The organism is Mesoplasma seiffertii ATCC 49495, from assembly GCF_000518725.1.
GTDB lineage: Bacteria > Bacillota_I > Bacilli_A > Mycoplasmatales > Mycoplasmataceae > Tullyiplasma > Tullyiplasma seiffertii.
The window spans coordinates 241,483-262,726 of record NZ_KI912485.1; the positions used below are offsets into that span (position 1 = coordinate 241,483).

Consider the following 21,244-nt stretch of genomic DNA (forward strand, 5'->3'; position numbering starts at 1 on the left):
TCTATATTTTTATTGTTATTTATATCCTTTATTCTCTCAAAAAAAAAAAAAAAACAAGGCATTCACTTTTTTGTGAATACCTTGTTAAATTTTCTTAATAAAATTAAACAATTTTAATTTTAAATTTTGGTGAATTAGGATCATCTAAAATATTTATAATTGCCTCTGGTTTAACTACATTAATGAAACGATAAATTGTGTCATTGTAAGTTTTTTCCATTTCAAAAGTATTAAAGAATATATAAAGCTCATTGAAATCTTTACTAATAAACTTTGTTGCTGAACCTTTTGATTTTAAATCATACCTTCAATTTGATGGAGGATCTCAGTTTAAATAATTCGCATCTTCATTTATGGTATTTGAGTAGCCATATTTACTCTCTTTAGAATTTGCTTTAGCGCTAATTGCATAAGAATCATTGCTCTTGTTAGATCAAATACCACTTTGTTGCCCATCTCCATAATAGCGATTATTTATAAACGGATTCTTAAAAATAACTTTTACTTGGGAATTAGTCAAATTCAAACCCACGAAACTTTTGACATCGTTTGTCAAAATAGAATCACTTGTATTTGATGTCTCTTTTAGGTAAAGTAATAAAAATTTTATTTCCTGTAGCAGCCGTTGTTGTTCAAAAATATTTGTTCATCCTTTATTTACATCTTGTGCTGCTTCATTCCCATTTTTCAAGTTTGGATAAAAATTGATAAAAAACAAGTTGTTGATTATCTCGTTATCAATTCTTTGTTGTTTTTCAATAATATTTATAAAAGCATTTATAAGATGAGTATTATTAACGATCGAAAAGTTTCTTAAAATTGTGTTAGATCTAGAATCTAATATCTTGTTCTTTTGATCATGGTTTCAGTATGTTTGCTTGCCATAAAACTTAAATGGCTCTTGTAGTATGAAATCAAAAAATTCCTTATAGTTTTCATAGGTAAAATCTTTGCTTCGATATTCACTTAATAAATCTTTTGTTTTGTAAAGTTTGATTCTTTTTTCCAAAGCAGAAATGATTTTTTCTTTAGACATTTTATCAAAGTAAAATACGCTATTACCTGGTAATGAGTAACTTATATTGTCAGCGTAATGAGTAATTTGATCTAAAATTTCTCTTTCTGCATTATTTTGCATAAAAATTTTAATCGGAATAACTGGGTCGTAAGTTTTATTAGTTTTCATATCAATATTATTTACAAAATCAAATACTTGCAGTTTTTTATCTATTGTTTTTCTAAGACCTCTACCAAGTTGTTGAATATATATTAACGGTGATGACGTTGGTCTTAAGAACAAAATGGCATTGATTTCAGGAATGTCAATTCCTTCATTAAGAATATCTCTTACTACTAAATATTCTATTTTTCCATCTTTGAATTTTTGAATAATATCTTTGCGTTCTTCTTTACCAATAATAACTTTTTTATTATCTTCGTTTTCAGTATAGCTAACTAAAAACTCTGCCAACAATCCCTTTTGTTTTAGGGTTGTTGTAATGTCTTTGGCATGCTCAACAGAAGCAGCAAATAAGACAACTTTTGGTTTTTCAATAATAGGAATAATTTTTTCCTCGATTGTTTTAAATATGAATTCGTTTCTTTCATGTGTATTTAAGGCTTGCGTTAGTGCTGCTTCATTATTGATATCAACACCCTGCATTGAACTTTCATCGTTTACAAAATAGTAATCAAAGTCAGCCAAGTATCCTTTGTCAATTGCATCAAATAAACGAATTTCCTCTACATATGGTAGGCCAAAATAATTTGCAACGTTTATACCATCTGTTCTTTCTGGGGTAGCTGTCATTCCAATGATTTGCTCAGTTTGATTTTCTAATAAGTTAAATATTTCTTTAAATGTTCTTGCTTGTACATGATGTGCTTCATCAAAAATCGCAATATCAAATTTTTTATTTAACAAAAAAGTCTTATTATTTCTTAAAGTTTCTATATTTGTAAAAATAAATTCTTGTTCATCATAGTCATTCGCTTTATTTTTGGAATCATAAAACTGAAAAATATTATCATTTGATAATTCTGCATTTACCTTTTTGAAAGTCAAAATTGTTTGATCTAATATCTCCTTATTAGGGGCAATATAAATTAGTCGTGGCAATTCAAATTCATCTTTGGGAATATATCTTTCAACAAAGCTTGCGATTGTAAAAGTCTTACCTGTACCTGTAGCCATTACTATTAAATGCTTGTTAATATTTTTAGATATTCTGTCAAATAGATTATTTACCACAAACTCTTGATACGGAAAAAGTTTTTGCCTTTCATTTTTAAAAATATTCGCTTCTAATTGCTTATCTAGATCAGTACTTTCTCGTTTAAAATCAGAGATAAGCTGTTGTTTTTGAATAATTATATTAATTTTTTCAGAATCTGTAATATTTATTAGAGAATGATCACTTCACAATTCTTCAAAGTTGCTCATAATTTTGTCAAATAATTTTTTTTCTTGAAACTGACTAATCTTTAGTGATGATTCACTCCCTGTTAAAATTCCAGTCTTGGTAAAATTACTTGATCCAACATACGCACTAGAAAAATTATTTTCCTTTTCAAATATATAAATTTTTGAGTGAATCCTATTTGAATTATTACTAAAGCTATTTTCGATTTTAACGTCAACACGCTCCAAGTAATCAGACTTAAGTTTGGCTAAACCAATTAAATCTAAGTATTTGGATTCCCCATTATATGTCGTTGTAATTATCGATACTGCAAGTTGACTATTTATTTCCAAGTACCCTCGAAGTATATTGACCCCATAGGCGCTTAAAAAAGGCACAATTAAAAATAAATGTTTTGTAGAACTGATTTCCTGGTTTAAATGAACTTGAAGTTTCTTATCAATAAACTCATTTAAACTTCACGCTTTTTGATTTGTATTGTCAGTGCTTGATTTAACTCTTTTATTAATAAACTCAATTTCATTATTCAAGTTGTTTAAAAAATTAACCTTTGATGAAATATCTAAATGTTCGATTTGTTCATATAAATAGTTATTGAACTGATTTATTAATCATTTATTTACATCAGCATCTTCACTCATCTTATCTAAGCTTTCTAACGCAAAGTCCTTATTGTAAACTTCGTTTTTTAACGCAATTAAATCTATAACCTTACTAATTTTTTTACTCATAATTTGTCCTTTATTAACAGTATATCAGAAAGCATAATTACTTTAACCATGTTATCTTTTTATTTAAATACTAAGAAATGTTTTTTGCTTTTTTCGAAAGATTTTAGTGTTATTTGAATAATTGTTTTTTTTACAAAAGTATCTTGTTCATATGTTTTGTCTCCGAGTTTAAAACGATTGCTTACGATACTTAGATTTTTAATAAACTACAGCCGTTACCTTATTACACGCTTATTTAAAATTTCTATTATGATTATCTTTTCTATTTATATAAGCTATTTGTCTTTTGAATATTTCAGCTTTGAGCTCAGGAATACTTGCTTTTCATATATAATATAATTTACAGAAAATATAGAAACACATTAGGAAAATAAGAACAACGTTTATGAAAAATAAATTTACAGCTCAGCTGCAAGAAGAGCTATTTAAAAATAACACACTTGACAAAATTAATAGTGAACTTACTGTCGAAAATGGAACTCTTAAAGAAGAAATGATAGCACTAAAAACAACAATAAATACGAAGTCAAAAAGTGGTACTCAATCAAATAATGTTGAACTGACAACGGTTCCATCAAAATTTGATAAAGCTGTATTTATAGATTTTGAAACTGCCAATTTTCAAAAAGATAGTATCTGTCAAATTGGTATTGTTGTTATTGAAAACAATGAAATAATCCTGACATTTGATCAATTAGTCAAACCCAAACCATGCGATTTTCATTGAAGAAATATTAGTATTCATCATATCGATGAATCAATGGTTAAGGATGCCAAAACATTTAAGGAAATTTGACCTGAAATTGAATATCTCTTTAATGGAGATTACATAATATATGCTCACAATGCTAGTTTTGATATTTCTTCAGTTTTGAAAGCGACAGTTCAAAAATATAATTTGAAAATCGGAACCTTTCAATATGGCTGCACCGTAAACATTTTGAGAAAAGTAACTAATTACTCTTTTAGTTCATATAGACTAAACGCTTTGGCTGAAAAAAATGGCTTAGAATTTAAGCATCATAATGCTCTTGAAGATGCGATGGTGACCTACAAAATTGTTAAGAAGTACTATTCCTCATTAGAGGAATTTTATAAATCCGCTTTAAATTTCAAATACGCTTATAAAACTTTTAGTTTCTAATTTGATATCGAAATTTTAAATAAATTTTAAATAAGTAATAAAGAAAAGAACGAAGAAAATAATTTGTCCTTCTTGAGAAATTTATATTTATTAAAATATAGCCATTATTCTTATAGATTTTATCTTTTGAGATATAATATATGTTATAGAAAAATAGCAAGGAAAAAGAATTAAATGTTTATCAGAAAAAAAGAATTAAAAAATCAGTTAGAAAAATTAACTCACGAAAATGAAAAACTTTCGGACACTAATAAAAAAATGGTTTCTCATAATCAAAAAGTAGAGAAAGAAATCAAAACTTTAAAACAAGATATTGCTGATATTTTGACTTTAATCAAAAGTTTACACGGTGAAGTTGAAGAGTCAGTTTCAACACCTGAACCAGTTATTGAAAAAACAGTTGAGATAACTCAACCAAAAGCACCAAGAGCTCCTAAAATTAAAAGAGAACAAGTTTCTAAAAAAATGATTTTAGAAGATCTTATTGCCAATTATTCAGATATGTCTAAAAAACGTGTTAAACAAATTGTTGATGATGTCTTTGCAACATTACAAAACAAACTAGAGGCTTCTGAAGAAATAACACTTGCAGGATTTGGAAAATTACAAACAATTACAAAACCTGCAAAAGTTTCGCGTAATCCATTAACAGGAGAAAAAATTAATATCCCTGAACAAATTGGAGTTAAATTTAAACCATCAAAAACTTTAAAAGAAAAAATGAATTAATTGATTTTTTAGTGTAAAAAGAGGTAGAGCGTAATTACGCTTCACCTCTTTTTTTTGACTATTTATGAGTAAAATTCTTATCTTCAAACGTATACTAAAACATTAGCAGGTTTTTTGCAATAACATGTTCCACAACTTTCAAGTTCTTGTTTAACTTCAATATTTGCTTTGATTCATCTGTTATAACCTTTTCTGATTCAGCCCTTAACCATTCAACCTTTTCTATAAGCAAAGACTAATGTTTTACCTTCACTTAAAAGTTGATCAACTAGTTTTCCATCTAAATTACGCATATCCAAAAAATCAATTGTATTGTTAATATCTTTAGCCATTTTGTGTCTCATTTCGTTGCTGTAATGTATTAATGATATCACAATAGCTTTATAAGAATTTCATTATAACCTATGTTAATTTAGTAATCATACTTTAAAAAGTGAAATAGTTTTTTAACTTTTTTGTACAATTATAAAATCTTAAATATCAAAAACTCGTTAGATCAACACTACACAGCCACTTTACCTTTAATTCCTGGTCATGAAGTATATTCTTCTAACGAAATGTCCTCATACTTAATATCAAAAATTGGTTTATTATTAATAACTAGTTTACTTAATTTCTTGGGCTCACGAGTTAGTTGTAACTTAACTTGGTCAAGATGATTTAAATAAATATGAGCATCGCCAATTGTATGAACAAAGTAACGTGGTTTTAAATTACATTCACGAGCAATTAATTCTAGCAATAACGCATAACTGGCAATGTTAAAGGGAATTCCCAAAAAGAGATCACCGCTACGTTGATAGAGTTGCAAATCTAAATAACCCTCTTCACTTACATATAATTGAAATAGTGAATGACATGGTGGTAATAACATGTCTTCAACTTCGACAGGATTTCAAGCTGATACAATGTGACGACGAGAGTTAGGATTAGCTTTTAACTGGGTTAATAACTTGCTAAATTGATCAATTCCATTAAAGTTACGTCATTGTTTACCGTAAACTGGTCCTAAATCACCATAACGTAGAGCAAAGGTTTCATCAGTACGAATTTTATTTATGAATTCCTCTAATGTTTCACCTTGATAAGCAGTTGATTTTTGATAATTAGCATACGGTCACTCATTTCAAATATTTACTCCATTGTCAACGAGATACTTAATATTAGTATCTCCAGAAATAAATCATAAAATTTCATGAACAATAGCTTTAAAGAAAACTTTTTTAGTGGTTACCAGAGGAAAACCTTCACGAAGATCATAACGAGCTTGCATTCCAAACTTTGAGATAGTGCCAGTGCCAGTGCGATCTCCACGAGTTTCTCCGCTTTCAAGTACTTCTTGAAGTAAATTTAAATATTGTTTCATAGATTCCTTTTCTTGACTTTATTATTTTTAAGTCGGTTTTTTTACTACTATAAAGTTATTTTAAACTATCTTATTTCAAAATAACTTTATAGTCTTGTGTTTATCTTTACTTTGACAAATTTTAAAAAAATCACGCAAAAAACTAATATTTTTAAAACAAAGCATAAACTTAATAATATAACAAAACAAATAATAACAAAAAGGAATAAAAAACAAAGTTGCTATTTTCTTTAAAATATTTATCCGTATTGGTTGGTTGGTTGGGTTAAGAAAAGGATATAAGTTTTATGATAAAAGTATTATTAAGTTCGGTAGTAAGTTCGGTTTTAGTGACAAATCCTGCGATGATTACCATTAACAATAATCCCAATAGTCTGTCTGCAGAATTATCTGCAGCAGAATGCAGTCAAAACACTTATGATTCTAATGTAACTGTGGTTACAAATTATAATCAAGATGATTTTTTAGTAGTAGATGATACAGATTCAACTCGACAAAGATATCAAGTTATTTTTGACAATAATAACGAAGTTAAATTGGGGGCTAACGCTTTTTCTATTGGTAATCCCGTTGATGAAAAAGGTTGAGTCTATTCTTATTATATTCGAGATCGAAATGCAGTTGATGCAGTTAGACAATCAACTAACTATGCTAGTAATTCTTCTTGAGAAAAAGCGATTGATATGGGTTCTTCGTTTGGAAGAAAAACTGAATACGGTATGAATCAAGAATATACCTACTATGAGGAAACTACTATCAATCCTGGTAAGATTGATGACGTTAGACGCTATAGCAATGAGTTGTATTCAACTTCAATTGGACAAACTTATTTTCAATTAAAAGCTGGAACAGTTTGACATTGAGATCAAGCTTTAAAAGTTTATATTATCAATTTTATTTTTTATACTAAAGTCTCAGTTTTTGGAGGAGGTCCATCAATTCCTTATTATGCGAGCCTAATTTGAAATTTAGGAAAATCAATAACTTTTTATAATTAACCAGTACTCTATATTTACTAATTTAAAAATAAAGAAACCAGTTGCTCAAAAGCAGCTGGTTTTATTGTTTTTAAAAGTAGTTCTTAGAAACTAAAATTACTCGCTAATTTGTTTTAACAAATTATAGGCAATGTTAAGACGTTTCATTTCTAATTCAGCATTTGGTGACTTATTATTATCAGGATGGTATTTAGCAGCTAATTGCTTATAAGCCCGTTTGATATCTGAAAATGTAGCGTCAGTTTGCAAACCCAACGTTTCTAAGGCAATTGCTTGGTCATTAAAATCTATCTTGAATAATAGATGATCATTAGAAAAGTCTGCAAACTGAACTTTACGATTGCTTGTTTGGGACTGTTGATGATAACTTTTCAAAGCAAATTGTTGATATATTACTTCAAGTAAAGATTCAGTTTTTGCTTGAACTTTAGCATTAATTATTTTAAAACTTTTATCAAGTTGAAGTTGATGTTTTTTTAGCTCTAATTCTTCATTTATAGCTGTTAAACTTAAATACGTTGTTAATATGCTGGGAATAATTTTTGTTCCAAGTTCTTTTTTAATGATTGTTAGAAACTCTTGATATAATTCAATTTCTAACTTTGCAATTAAATCATTATATTCTGGAGTTACTACAATATTATTTTCGGTTGCTTCCAAGATCATAAATCCGTTGCTAATAATATCTTGTAACTGCAGATTAAGCCCTGTTAAAGCTATCTTAACAGTATCATAAGTTTTTGCCTCGCAGCTTGTTTTAATATAAGCCAACGTATTATAAAAGGCACTTCCAGTATAGGTTGTTAAATATTCACAATAAAAATAGTTCTTAACTTCAATTGTTTGTTGAGTTGTAAAACCACTTGTCATTAAATTAGATAAGGTCTGCTTGTCCTTAATCTTGTTTAAGTATTCACTTCAACTTTGCTCATACAAACGTTGATTGTAATTAGTAATTTCTGCTAACAGTTCAGATGATAAAGTTTTGGTCATAGTTTGCTCCTTATATAAATAATTTTACTTTCTAAAATAAAAAAATGAGTTACAAACTCATTTTTTAAGCTTTTTGCTTACACTTAAGTTTTTCCAAATTTTTCATTTGAATAATGATTTCTTCAGCATAAGTATCAGGATCAGTTGAATTCCCATCAACAACCATGAACGGTGCCATTTGTCGGTACTTTTCAAATCACTTGTCATAAATCTCAGTTAAGGTCCTTCAAAAATCATATTCAGTATCAACCTCAGATTCGCGTCCTCGTCCTAAAATTCTTTGAATTGCCACTTCAGCATCAACTTTTAGATAAACCACTAAATCAAATCCTGAGTTCTTGTCATCATCTCTAAACAAGTCCGGTAAAATACATGACTGAAAATAATCTTTAAAAACTTTATAGTCTACATCATTAATTCGATTAAACTTATGATCGGCATCAGCAAATATCATTGAGTCCAAAATGCTGCGATCATAAATCGCATTTGGTTGATCTTTGTTTTTCATAAATGACTTCATGCGATCGGTTAACATTCACAAATCTAATTTATAATTCATTGCTTGTTGATCAATGTTTTCTTCATCATAAGCTTCTTCAAAATAAGGACATTCTAATGACGTCTCTCAAAAAATTTTATAATCCTTTGGCAATTTCTGTTCTAATTTTGTAATTAAAGTTGTCTTTCCAGCTCCGGTTGTTCCAAAAATTGCTACTCTCATTCTTTCTCCACTACTTTATATTAATAAAATACTATCTTTTTTAAAGATAGTATTCAAGGACTTTAATTAAAATTTGCTTGTTTCGATAATATAAAATAAATTAACTTTGTATTATTTACTTAAAATCTCAACTATTAAAATTAAAAGTCTATCTTGAAAGTTATTCCTATATAAATCTATATATAATGAAGGTGTAAATGAAATAAGAAAAATAGAATTTTGTTTATGTTTGTTATCTTTAATTGAGAAAGGTATAAAATATGAAAAAACTTTTATCACTGTGCTCTGCTGTAGGATTAACAATTTCGTTAGTTCCGCTTACAGTTTCTTGTTTCTGAAACGTTAATACCAGACCGCCATACGTATCAAGTGATCAATTTGAAAAAGATGAGTGATACACAACCCCATTATCGGAAGGAATAATTAAGGTGACAGATTCAATTGAAAATAAAACCTTTGCCAATGAGGACGAATTAAAAGTTACTGCAAATGCTGCCCTAGCAGAATATATAAATTCAAAGGAACTTATTTTTGGAGAAGATATTTTTTACAAAGTTATTTATAAAGATAAGAATCAACCATGAGATTCAACAATATTTACTCATGAAGAAATTGGTGAGGCCAAAGAAATTTATGCATATTCTATTATTGAAGACAAACACATTGAAGGTTCGCATAATATAGTCAGTGAAAAACTAAAAAGAGGAATAATTGGGGAGGAAATAGTTGCAGCACCAATGTTTAAAGCTAGAAAAGAAATGTATGACATCAAGATTACCATTAATGAATAACTTGAATATTAAAAGTGTGCCAAATTTTGGCACACTTTTTTTTGTAAATGCATAATTGAAAGGACATTTAATAATTTATTTTTATATAATACTGCTGCAATTTAAATAAAGGAACATCAATGTTTTTTGACTTAGATTAATCAAACCATTGTTTTATTCAAGAAAGTCGGTAATTATTGATTTAATTATAACGAGATAGGTAATGGTAAATGATTTACTTTATATTTCTTGTCAGCGCTTAAGTTGTTGCATATTTTTAAAGACTATGTAAGCAAGGTAGGAATCTTTTTTGTATAGTCATCAGATCAGTTAAATTATAATTCAAAAACTATTAATCGTGTTACTATCCATAATCTCAAATTAACTTATCTCAAATTTTAGTCAGCTTTATTAAAATCATATTTAGTTGTAACTTGCACATTAACTTAAAACCCCTACTACTAAATCAAGTTTGCTTTCTTATACTCTTAATACTTATATCTTAAATTACGTTTAGCTACTCTTAAACTTTGACGAACGCCATCATATAATCTTTAGAAAATGCAAATTCAGATTATAATCATTTTTTTCTTAATTCTATGTATTCCTAATTATAGACTTTCTTTAAAAAATAAGCATATCCAATGCCTATTTCAAAAAAACTTATGTTCTTTTCATGATTTCGCCTTAACTTTATACTCAAAAATTATTTTTTATCTTTATTTTTCAAAAAATGTCACTCTTCATTTTTTTTATCTTTCTAGTCATTAACTTCATATTAATAAAATACGCTTTTTTAAGGCAACCTTTTAATTTAAATGACAAGTAGTGAACAAACTAATCAGTATATATATTTGTTAATAAGTTTTTTAATACATTAGAGATATTTGTTAGTTCTTCATCTGTAGCAACTTTTACTTCATGATTTTCTTCATTTCCAAGTTTGCGAATTAAATCTATTTTCTCTTTTCAATTTCTACCGACTAGGTCACTTTCTTTAATGGCCTCTACATACTGAATGAATTTACGGCCTTCTTGACATAAGTTTTGCTCCACTGCAATATGCATCAATATTTTTCTAGCCAGCATAGTTGCAGAAGAATTAAGATGTAATCCTCTTGTTATATAAAATTCTTTAATTATCTTTTTCAAGGATTCTTCAGAAATTTTGTCATATTCTTTTATCTCCAAAAAATCTTTATCAGTTGGAACTATTGAAGCAGGTGATGAGATAAGTGCAGCATTTTTATTTATATTTCTACAAAAGTTACATTTTCATAATATGTAATCTCCCTCATAGAAAGTGTAATCTCATAAATCCAATGAATTATGTAAAAATGTTTGCTCCTTAAAAAAATCATCATCGTACTGATTACCACCAAAATATATATAATCAATACCACTCTGTAAAGAGAACATTACATTACATTTACCACACATATATGTATGATTATCTATTGCATAATTTTCCTTAACTTCCGCTTTCCATACTTTACTGCTCGCCATAGTTTATTGCCCTCCCAATTCATAATTTGAATTGTAATGTTGTTTATTTTCGTCTTGTTCTTCAACTATTAGGGTTCCCAAAATTTTTGATAATCCTTTAATGATTTTTTCCTTAAATTGATTATTTAATCTAGTAGAAGCCTTTGCTAATTTTGCAGAGTTATTTTCTAATGAGTTTTTAACACTATCAATTGCTTTTAGCTCAGTTTCAATAATCTTATAAGTTTTAGGAAACTCAATTGTTCAGTATTCATCTAACTTAGCTTTTTTAAGTTCGTACTCTTTAATAACTTCGTTATTAGTATCCTGAGTTAATAATTGAGTTTTTGCTAAGTAGTCACTTTCAACTTCAATTAGCTTACGAACAATTTGTCCGACAAATACAAAACTCTCACTATCAGTGATTCAAATATTTGGATACTTCTCACTTCTTATAAATGGAATCCCATTATATTTTTCATTGAAACTAGTTGCCACCAAGATTCCATACTTAGTTTGGTTATTAGCAACATCAGTTGCTAATTTACCTTCTCATGAATCTTTTCATTCAGCGTTCTTAACTTCATACACGATTTTTCCAATTTCAACACCTTGACCATTTTTGATAACTTGTAAGTAGTCAGCTTTTTTATCAGCTGTAACATTATTGATTTTAGTAATCGTATCAAATAGTCCAAAAGCTTTGCGTAGCTCACCTTCAACTTCGTGCTCAAAGTTTTCCCCCTTACGTTTTGATTGTAAGATTTTGTTTTGAGCATTAGCAATTTTTAGTTCTTCAATTTGTTGATGATATTTGCGTTCAGTTTCAGCTTGAAGAGTTGCTAATTTAACTTCAAATTGAGCCTTCATATTTGAAAGATCAATTTCTTTTTTCATAATTTGTTCTCTTAAAGCTTCAATTGTTGGTTTAATTTCTTCTTGATATTCAGCACGTTTTTTAAGTAATAGATTTTGTTGAGCTTGTTCCATTTCAAATAGCTGGTTTTTTAATTTATTAATTGTTTCAGCATATTGTTTTTGCTTGGCAGCAACTTCATTTTGAATCATCAATTCTTGTTGATCTTGAACTTGAGTTAATTTTGCTTTAATTTCGTTAATCTCAGTTTGTTTTTGATTTAGTAGGTTTGCTAATTTTAAATCATAGTCCTGTTTTGCACTAATTACTGCATTATTAAATTCAGCACGGTTCTTTTCAATTTGATTTTTGTAGTTTAAGATTTCTTGTTCTAACTCTTTACGAGTTTCTAGAACTTCCAATTGTTTAGCCTTTTCAAAGTCAATTGTTAAAGATTGACGAACTTGATTTTCAATTGTTTTTAACATTGCAGCTTTTTCTTGGTCTAAGAATTTTTCTACATTAGCTCAGCTGTGCTCGCTAGTTTCTAAGTTAGCTTTTGTAATACTTTGATTACAATGGGGGCAAATTAAAATAATATCACTCATGGTAATATCTCCTTTTCTGTAGTTTGTTTTGATTTTAAAGTTGTTATGAAGATTATTGCAATCAAGTACTGCAACTACTTGAATTGACAATGCATTATATCGAACTTTTAGATCTCTCTAAGTGTGATTATATTAATCACACAAATATTATAGCAAGTTAATGTTTAAATATTCGAAATATTCGGAAAACAAAAAACTAAAATAAATTTTTAACCTATTTCATCACTATAGTTTGTTTTATAATACACAAAAAAGCAATTAACCTATCAACTAATTTTATAGTTTAGAACGGAAGTTATTGTATGATAATATATTTCATAATTTTAATTTTAGTTAATGCTTTGTACTTAATCATTTGAGTATTTTCTAATATGTTGGAAAACTATTTAAGAAAAACTCTTAAATGTAGATACAGTAAAAAGCATCTGCTTTATTGAATTATCAGGATTTTAAATTACTAGGTTTGCTTAACTTTTACTTTTCATTTTTCATAGTCTTGACTATATTTGTAGAAACAACTTGATTTTTATTATTAATTATTGGATTATTTCTTATTGAATTAATTTTAATATTCTTAGTCTTAAACTAAATCTTGATTATTTTTGCTTTTAAGTATCGATATATTTGACCCTCTATTTTTAAATATTTGTAAGTTTTTAGATCTAACATCACAATTTACAAATAAAATGATTCAGTGGTTAAAAGTCAAAATATAGTTCCTTTTCCCAACTACTTATTTCAATTTTTTTGTCTTTTTTAACCTCAAAAATCCCTTTAAGAATAGTATGTATTAATTTTTTATCAAAGTAATTTTTGACTACAAAAATATCATTACTATGTAATATGAAATTTGATTTTATGTTAAATAATCAAAAATTTAAAATAGTAACAATATACTCTCTTTGTTCTATAATTACTTGATAAATAAAAATATCATCGTTTGAAAGACTAAATTTGTTTTTGTCTTTATCTTTATTTATATACTTGTATTCTATGTTTTTATCTATGTATTTGCCTCCAAAAATTTCCTTTGCGATTGCGTGACTTTTACTAAAACGTGCAAAAATGTTAATTGGCAAAGAAAGATTGTCTGTCTTAACAAAGACTATAGCAGTTTTAGGACTAAGAGGAAAAAATTCAAACGCCATATTTTGATCATTTGGAAATCTGCAACTGGCCAAATCGCTAGTAACAAATCCTTGTTCGATACTATCATCTAGATGAATAATATTTAAATATGTATCTTTGAATAAATATTTTAAATTTAAGTTAACATATTTATCTTTAAAATTTTCTTCAAATTTATTAAAGACTTTGTTCTCTTTAACTATGGGAAAAAATATTTTTTCATATAAATAATTTAAATCATTTAAAAATACGTTAGTTTCATTATTTTTATCTAGCTTTTTCTTGAAAGACTTTGACCTAATTTTTTGTAGCAATACATAAATTTTTAATATAACTAATTCTTTTCTACTCAACGATAAAAAATCGTTGTTTCTTGAATTGATTATTTTATTTATTACTAAACTTGCTGCATTTTCCATCTGAGATAGTTTATTCTCAATTTCATTAATAAAAAATAATAGTTCATTTTCGTAGAAATAGTGTTCTTGAAAAATATCATTATTTGGATTTTTAATGTTACCTTTTTTGTTCATATTTTCTTTTTTATTATAATAGTTATAAACATTTCCATCAGTAATTCAATTTTTAATAAAAAATCGCGGAATGTAATGTTGTGACCGTTTTACTTTCTTTTTTTCCATATTATTTCTTTCTATGCTTTACAATTAAAAATCTTAATTTTTTATTTAAATCGTAACATATTTTTAAGTTATCTTTGTTCTAAATTAATAAGATAAAAGCAAAAAAACTTCTTATATACTTATTCATGATAGTCTTTAACTACCGTTTTGTATATTAGAAGAATTTTAGTTATTAATATATTTTTACATTAAGCGTTAAATTTCTTTTGTTTCCATAAAGTTTTTAAATCAGTGATATGATTTTTTCAAATACCTATCACCTGTTCCATTATGATAATCATCATAATCAACAAAGATCATTCCATAACGTTTTGAAAACTCATTTGAACCAGCTGACACGACATCAATTGGCGTTCACATTGTATAACCAAATAGATCAACACCATCCTTAATGGCTTCACTCATTTGTTCAAAATGTTGTCCTAAATAGTCAATTCGATAATCATCTTCAACAGTATTGTTGGCATTTAGTTTTTCTAAAACTCCAATTCCATTTTCTGAAATGAACAATGGTACTTGATATCGATCTCATAACTGATTTAAAGTGTATCTCAGTCCTAAAGGATCAATTTGTCAACCTCAATCAGTTGCTTTTAAAAATGGATTTTTACCTAACCTCATTAAGTTACCTTCTGTTAGTTCACCCATTTCTTTAGAAATTGTACTTGACATATAGTAACTAAAAGTTATGAATTCAACAGGATTATTTTTTAAGATTTCTAAATCACCTGATGCCATTTCAAGGTTTACTCCAATTTCTTTAAAGAATCTTTTTGAGTAGCTTGGATATTCACCTTTGATCATTACATCATAATAAAAGAACTTTTTCATTTGCTCTTTTTGTTGATTTTCTAGAACATTAATAGGATTACAATCTAGGGGGTATGTTGTTGTATCTGCTACCATACAACCTATTTTTATATGTTCATATTTTTTAGAATATTCAACAACTTTAGCTTGAGCAATAAATTGATGATGCAGTTCTTGATAAGTAGCTGCTAATTTTTCAACAAAACTTTTTGAGGCATCTTCTTCTCCAGTAGCTATTGCGGAAAATAATACACCCAAGTTAATTTCATTGAATGGCAATCAATATTTTACATATTGATTAAACTCATCAATAATAACTTTCGCATACTTAAGATACATATCAATTACTTCACGATTTTTTCAACCATTGTAGTTTTGAATAATCGGGAATGGCGTATCAAAGTGATTCATAGTTACCATAACTTCTAATCCTTGTTTTTTACATTCTTCAAAAACATTTCGATAAAATTCTAGACCTTTTTGATTAGGTTCTTTTTCATCTCCATTAGGAAAGATTCTTGTTCAGGCAATTGACATTCTGAAGATTTTTAAACCAGCTTCTTTAAAAAGTCTAATATCTTCTTTATATCGATGATAAAAGTCGTTTCCAAATCTTTTAGGATAATGTAGTCCTTTTTTATTTTCAATTGAATCTAGAAAACTTTGCATTGTCAAGTTTCTAGTTTTTGACAAATCTTTACGATCTTCTAATTCTACAAACGGAATCATTTCCATAATCGAAAGTGATTTTCCATCAACATCATAGGCACCTTCTATTTGTGTGGCAGCGGTTGCTCCACCTCAAAGAAATTCTTGAGGAAATTCTAATTTTTTACCCATTATATATTCTCTCCGTTATTCTTAATTAAATCTTTATATCAGAAGAAACTATCTTTACGATATCTTTTCATATCTTTTTCATCGTCTTCATCGCGATTTACATAAACAAACCCATAGCGTTTAGAAATTCCTTCATGAGTTGACACTAAGTCAATTGCACTTCATGGCATATAACCAATCATTTCAACTCCATCAGCAATTGCGTTTGCCATTGAAGAAATATGTTTTTGATAGTATTCAATTCGATAGTCATCATGAATTTTATTATCTTTTGTTAAAACATCTCTGGCTCCAATTCCATTTTCTGTAATCATAATTGGTAACTTGTATCGATCTCAAACTTCTTTTAAAGTATTTTTAAATCCTAACGGATCAATTTCTCAACCAAACTGAGTTTTTTCTAGATTTTCATTTTTGACGCTTTTTCCAATTCCAGGAATTACTAATTTTGATTGTTGATCGGCTGGTTGATTTTTTGATTCAAGATATTCTTCCATTGTGATATTAGCAACTGTCATTGTTGTGTAATAATTAAAAGCAATAAAATCAGGTTTTGAGTCTTTTAAAATTTCTTTTTCTTCAGCAGTTATGTCAATTTCCTGATTAATTGATTTCAAGAAGTTTTTGAATCAATTACTGTAATCTCCAAAGCAAACAATATCTAGAAAAATCCAGTTACGTAATTGATCAAAATTTAATTTTGCTTGGTAGTCCTCAGGTTTACTTGATGCTGGATAAACTGAAGCAATGTTTGGTGCTGGTCCAATTTTTGCGTCAGGCAACATTTTTTTACACAATCTAATTGCTCGAGCTTGAGCAACATTTAGATTATGCATAATTTGTCATTTAGTTGCTTGTGATTTTTCTGATATAACTCCGATGATTTGTCCAGCGATGGCAAACATGTTTAATTCATTAATTGTTAATCATCATTTAACTCTTGAACCAAAGTTTTCAAATAATACTTTTGCATAATGCTCAAATAATTTACCAAAGTCATGACTGTCAATACCACCAATTTCATCAATAAAATCAGGGGTATCAAAGTGTAACATTGTTACAACTGGTTGAATATTATTTTTTAAAAGTTCGTCAATTAAATCACTGTAGAACTTAATTCCTTCTTCATTGACGTCTCCCTTAACATTTTTAATAATTCTTGGTCAAGAAATTGAAAATCTATAAGATTTGAATCCCATTTCGGCCATCATTGAAACATCTTCTCTTCATTTATTGTAATGATCTGATGCCACCTTAAACCCTGTTATTCCTTTTGGATATGAGTCTCGTTCATCAAAGCGATCCATAATTGAGGGAACTTTTCCGCCTTGATTAATTGCTCCCTCTATTTGATAAGCACTAGTTGATGCTCCTCATAAAAAGTCTTTTGGAAATTTATGCATTTTTTTCTTTCTCCTTATTTAATAAATATAAACCACCATAACATGCTGCTTTATTTTTTAATATTGACTCATCAAATTTGCCTTCAATATGATGATTGCTATAAACGATTGTCTCATTTCAATAAAAGTCTTTATGCTTAGTTATTTTGTTTTTTATCATTTTGATGAATTGGGGATTAGCACTGACTCCTCCACCAATTGTGATCAAATCAATATCTAACATGTAATCAAGATTGATAATTAGTTTAGCAATATGACTAGTAAAATCATCCATCATTTCAACAGCCAATTGATTATGATTATTAAACAATTCAAAGAACTCTTCACCAGAAATCTTTGTTTGAGTTTCCAATCAATATTTTAATAACAATGTTCCCATACCAGTATCGATTGCTACTACTGAAGGATTATTTTTTTCTAAACTGCTATACATTTTACCAATTTCACCAGCTTGAAAACTTTTTCCTTCTACAACTTCTTTGTTTATAATAATTCCCGCTCCAAGTGCGGTTCCAATTGTTAAATGAACCATATTAGTGATACTTTGATCTTTTTTAATTCTCTCTTGATACTCTCCGATAACTGCAGCTTTTGCGTCATTTGCGATAACAAAGTTTTTTAGCTTTTTATATTTTTTAAAGTAGGCCACTAAATCTTCATCAACATTAATAATTGATGATGGTGCCAACACCTTTTTATTCTTAGTATCAATAATTCCTGGAAAAGAAATTGCTAAATTAAACTCTTCATTAACATTATCTAAGACTTCAGAAATCTTTTTCAAGACATCAATTAAAGGAGTTTTCAGCATTAAATTTTCTCCAATTTGCATTTGATTACTATGATTTAAATATTTTGTTTCAATTTCTTTGTTTTCCTCAAAGACAATGACTTTTATACCAGTGCCTCCGACATCAAAAGTTATATTAAGCATTAATTACATTTTCCTTTTTCTGTTTTTTTAGTAGACTTTTTTGATCATCAATTAGATTATTTAAATTTACATTAGGGTTTTTAACTTCTAATAACCCATAATGAATTTGAACACTATTTAAATTGTTATAGATCATTAATTTTACTTCATTGATAAGATCATCACTTAAGTATTTTGAGTTAGCTAAAATTTGCTCAATATCGTTTTGCATTTTTGCTGCAGTATTATTTAAAGCAGCAAAATCAATTTCCTTGTATAATTCTTCTTTTAAGCTTCTTAGTTGATTTACTGTTTCGGTACAATCTAAAGCATTATATCGATGCATCAATAACGAAGCTTTATCAAATTTTTCTTTTGCTATTAACTTTTTACCTTGAGTGATTAATTTATCTTTGGCAATTTCTTCTTTCTCTAATAGCGTATTAATTTTTTCAGAAACTCTTAGTCATTTTTGAATTCTTTTTTCATTTTGAATAATTTCTTTTTTTGTTTCTTTTGTAAAAAGACTTAAAATTTGATGTTCATCATTTTTCAAAGTTTTTACATCATCAATAGTTAAGTTTAGTTGTAGTTTCGCTAACAGAATTGTTTTTTCCAATGTTTTTGTTAACAATGTTTTTTCATTAACTCTTTCTTTATAACTTAGCATACTGAATAAAATTGCCAATCCTAAAGCAATAGCACATGCTAATAGATAATACACTCCATTTTCTATTGGTGATATTGCTCCTTTTCCATTGTAAATTGGTTCTGAGAAAAATCCAATAGCTTCAAAAACTCCAATTCCTGAAGAAGCTCTTTTAGTTACTCCTAAAATGTTGGCAAAAGCACCAGCAATAAAGGCAGCTGCAACTCCAGAAAATAATGGTCTTTTTTTAGGTAAATTAATTCCGTATAAAATTGGTTCTGTAATTCCTAAAAAACCTGCCGGTAGCATTCCCAGACCTTGCTTTCTTAGTTTTGAATTTTGGGTCACTACTATAACCCCAATTAGGGCTCCAACTTGAGCTCAAACTGATAGTGAACCAGCTATTCCATAAATTGATTGACCACCATTTTGGAAGTGATCTAATGTACTGATTAATGAAAGCATAATGTGCAATCCAAAAATAACAGCAACTTGTCATAAAGCGACAAATATTCCTACTCCAATACCTACTGGAATTTTACCAACGTAAAACATTAGTGCTCCAAATAAAGTTTCTACAAAGTTTCAAACGATTCCATATCCAAAAAAGGCTAATGGAGCAACAACTAGAATTACAATAAATGGTCTAAACATTAATTCTAGAGCAACTGGAATTACACTTTTTAATCAAGTGTCCAATACTTTAGCAGTATAAATTGCCCCAACAATAACAAATATTTTTGTATTCATGGTATTTATTTTAATTTTGGAGATACCATCTAGCATTGGGTTTCCCGTATTCAAGTCTCCAAAATCAAATAAAATAAATTCATTTCCAATACCTAGCGGTCCTCCGTCATAAAACATCATCGGACAACATAGAATTATTCCTAATGCGACTCCCATTAAACCTTCTAATTTAAAGTAGTTTGCTGCTGAAACAGCAATTATAATTCCTACAAAGTAGGTTGTTGATTTACCCATCGCAAATAAGATTGCTCATCCAATAGGAGCTTGAGTAATCAAAACATCATTGGCTGCAGATTCGGCAGTTATTTTAAAGACAATATTGGGCATAACTCCTACTTGTATTAAAATAGCTATAATTGCCTGAATTAATCCGGCTCCAACCATAATTGGAATTATTTTAACCATAATTCCTGAAAACATTGCTAGAAGTTTTCTTCCCAAAGGAATTTTTACATTTCTAGAACCTAAAGACGCCTTAAGAGCATTTGAATTGCTATTGTCTTTAATGATTTCATCTTTAACTTTGAAAACATCTTGACCAATAACAACTTGCAATTCATTTCCGTTTCATACTGTTCCTTTAACCAAACTTATTTTTTTAAGTTCATCGATATTTACTAGTTGTTTATCTTTAATCTTAAATCGAAGTCTTGTCATACAGTTGTAAACTTCATCATAATTTGCTTGATTTCCTACAAATGCATTAATATCTTTTGCTCCTCTTTCATATATACCAGAAACATTAAAGAATTCTGCAGGATCAGTAACAATTTTAGTTTCTTTTTTAGTTGTTTCTTTTTCATTGATATACTCAATTGTACAAATTTGTTCTCCTTGTTTAACCATTCCTGTTTTTAAATCTTTAATTTGGTACTCTTTTAGTTGATTAAATTCAAAAACAATTGGTGTCTCAGCTGAAATATTTTTGTCTTTTAAAAGTTTTAAATCAACATTAAATAGTTCATCATTTTTGGTAACTTTAGTTCCAACTGTTAAGTTTGTTTTAAAACCTTCTCCATCAAGTGAAACAGTGTCCATTCCACAGTGAAGCAAAAATTGTAAACCATCAACGTCAAAACCATAAGCATGCTTTGTATCAAAAATCATCGTTACAGTAGCCATATCAAAAAAACCTTTAAATGTATTTTTTGAGGGAATTATAACTAGACCATCGCCAAGCATTCGATCAGCAAACATTGAATCTTTACACTTTTCAATACTTTTTATCTCGCCATCAACTGGCGCATAAATAATAATCTCCATTTTCTTACCTTCCTTACAGTAAT

At 28.0% G+C, this 21,244-nt stretch carries 16 protein-coding genes; 4 read left to right on the top strand and 12 right to left on the bottom strand.

What is annotated here, in order from left to right:
* Nucleotides 1-103 precede the first annotated feature (103 nt).
* Nucleotides 104-3,154 carry a DEAD/DEAH box helicase family protein gene (locus tag L872_RS0102450; RefSeq protein WP_027063290.1) on the bottom strand — a complete coding sequence of 1,017 codons (3,051 nt, stop codon included), beginning with the start codon at nucleotides 3,152-3,154 and terminating at the stop codon, nucleotides 104-106.
* A 385-nt stretch (nucleotides 3,155-3,539) separates the two neighbouring features.
* On the opposite strand from L872_RS0102450, the gene L872_RS04920 reads away from it, so the two are divergent.
* On the top strand, nucleotides 3,540-4,298 hold the full coding sequence (locus tag L872_RS04920) for a 3'-5' exonuclease (protein WP_051418437.1): 759 nt from the start codon (nucleotides 3,540-3,542) through the stop codon (nucleotides 4,296-4,298).
* A gap of 174 nt (nucleotides 4,299-4,472) precedes the next feature.
* Nucleotides 4,473-5,027 (top strand): HU family DNA-binding protein, encoded by a 555-nt coding sequence (locus L872_RS04925; RefSeq protein WP_051418438.1) that lies wholly within the window; start codon nucleotides 4,473-4,475, stop codon nucleotides 5,025-5,027.
* 77 nt (nucleotides 5,028-5,104) lie between these two features.
* On the opposite strand, the gene L872_RS0102465 is transcribed toward L872_RS04925, so the two are convergent.
* Both L872_RS0102465 and L872_RS0102470 read right to left on the bottom strand, forming a co-directional pair.
* Entirely contained in the window at nucleotides 5,105-5,371 is a 267-nt protein-coding gene (locus L872_RS0102465) for a hypothetical protein (protein WP_156923098.1), read from the bottom strand.
* Nucleotides 5,372-5,529: 158 nt separating this feature from the next.
* Complete coding sequence (locus L872_RS0102470) at nucleotides 5,530-6,393, bottom strand: thymidylate synthase (protein ID WP_027063293.1); 864 nt, start codon at nucleotides 6,391-6,393, stop codon at nucleotides 5,530-5,532.
* Nucleotides 6,394-6,680: 287 nt separating this feature from the next.
* Here L872_RS0102470 and L872_RS0102475 point away from each other — a divergent pair, with 287 nt between their 5' ends.
* Nucleotides 6,681-7,391, top strand: a complete 711-nt coding sequence (locus L872_RS0102475; RefSeq protein ID WP_027063294.1) for a hypothetical protein — start codon at nucleotides 6,681-6,683, stop codon at nucleotides 7,389-7,391.
* A gap of 96 nt (nucleotides 7,392-7,487) precedes the next feature.
* Here L872_RS0102475 and L872_RS05155 read toward each other — a convergent pair whose 3' ends face one another.
* Together L872_RS05155 and L872_RS0102485 are read right to left on the bottom strand one after the other, a co-directional pair.
* Complete coding sequence (locus L872_RS05155) at nucleotides 7,488-8,384, bottom strand: J domain-containing protein (RefSeq protein ID WP_051418439.1); 897 nt, start codon at nucleotides 8,382-8,384, stop codon at nucleotides 7,488-7,490.
* 64 nt (nucleotides 8,385-8,448) lie between these two features.
* Nucleotides 8,449-9,105 carry a deoxynucleoside kinase gene (locus L872_RS0102485; protein WP_027063295.1) on the bottom strand — a complete coding sequence of 219 codons (657 nt, stop codon included), beginning with the start codon at nucleotides 9,103-9,105 and terminating at the stop codon, nucleotides 8,449-8,451.
* 260 nt (nucleotides 9,106-9,365) lie between these two features.
* On the opposite strand from L872_RS0102485, the gene L872_RS0102490 reads away from it, so the two are divergent.
* Nucleotides 9,366-9,896 carry a hypothetical protein gene (locus tag L872_RS0102490; RefSeq protein ID WP_027063296.1) on the top strand — a complete coding sequence of 177 codons (531 nt, stop codon included), beginning with the start codon at nucleotides 9,366-9,368 and terminating at the stop codon, nucleotides 9,894-9,896.
* A gap of 816 nt (nucleotides 9,897-10,712) precedes the next feature.
* Here L872_RS0102490 and L872_RS04935 read toward each other — a convergent pair.
* The 7 genes from L872_RS04935 to L872_RS0102525 all read right to left on the bottom strand — a co-directional run bounded on the left by L872_RS04935 (nucleotide 10,713) and on the right by L872_RS0102525 (nucleotide 21,221).
* Nucleotides 10,713-11,381 (bottom strand): DUF4145 domain-containing protein, encoded by a 669-nt coding sequence (locus L872_RS04935; RefSeq protein ID WP_027063297.1) that lies wholly within the window; start codon nucleotides 11,379-11,381, stop codon nucleotides 10,713-10,715.
* A gap of 3 nt (nucleotides 11,382-11,384) precedes the next feature.
* Nucleotides 11,385-12,824 carry a DUF2130 domain-containing protein gene (locus tag L872_RS0102500; RefSeq protein WP_027063298.1) on the bottom strand — a complete coding sequence of 480 codons (1,440 nt, stop codon included), beginning with the start codon at nucleotides 12,822-12,824 and terminating at the stop codon, nucleotides 11,385-11,387.
* 698 nt (nucleotides 12,825-13,522) lie between these two features.
* Nucleotides 13,523-14,593, bottom strand: coding sequence for a DUF4238 domain-containing protein (locus L872_RS0102505; protein ID WP_027063299.1), 1,071 nt, complete (start codon nucleotides 14,591-14,593; stop codon nucleotides 13,523-13,525).
* Between the two features lie 195 nt (nucleotides 14,594-14,788).
* Nucleotides 14,789-16,243 (bottom strand): glycoside hydrolase family 1 protein, encoded by a 1,455-nt coding sequence (locus L872_RS0102510; RefSeq protein ID WP_027063300.1) that lies wholly within the window; start codon nucleotides 16,241-16,243, stop codon nucleotides 14,789-14,791.
* Nucleotides 16,243-17,646: a glycoside hydrolase family 1 protein gene (locus tag L872_RS0102515; protein ID WP_027063301.1), complete on the bottom strand. Its 1,404-nt coding sequence runs from the start codon at nucleotides 17,644-17,646 to the stop codon at nucleotides 16,243-16,245. The genes L872_RS0102510 and L872_RS0102515 overlap by 1 nt, the downstream gene beginning before the upstream one ends.
* The gene (locus tag L872_RS0102520) at nucleotides 17,639-18,580 is read right to left on the bottom strand and encodes an ROK family protein (RefSeq protein WP_027063302.1); all 942 of its coding nucleotides are present in this window, start codon (nucleotides 18,578-18,580) and stop codon (nucleotides 17,639-17,641) included. Before L872_RS0102520 ends, L872_RS0102515 begins: the two co-directional genes overlap by 8 nt.
* The gene (locus tag L872_RS0102525) at nucleotides 18,573-21,221 is read right to left on the bottom strand and encodes a PTS sugar transporter subunit IIABC (protein WP_027063303.1); all 2,649 of its coding nucleotides are present in this window, start codon (nucleotides 21,219-21,221) and stop codon (nucleotides 18,573-18,575) included. Before L872_RS0102525 ends, L872_RS0102520 begins: the two co-directional genes overlap by 8 nt.
* Nucleotides 21,222-21,244: the final 23 nt, after the last annotated feature.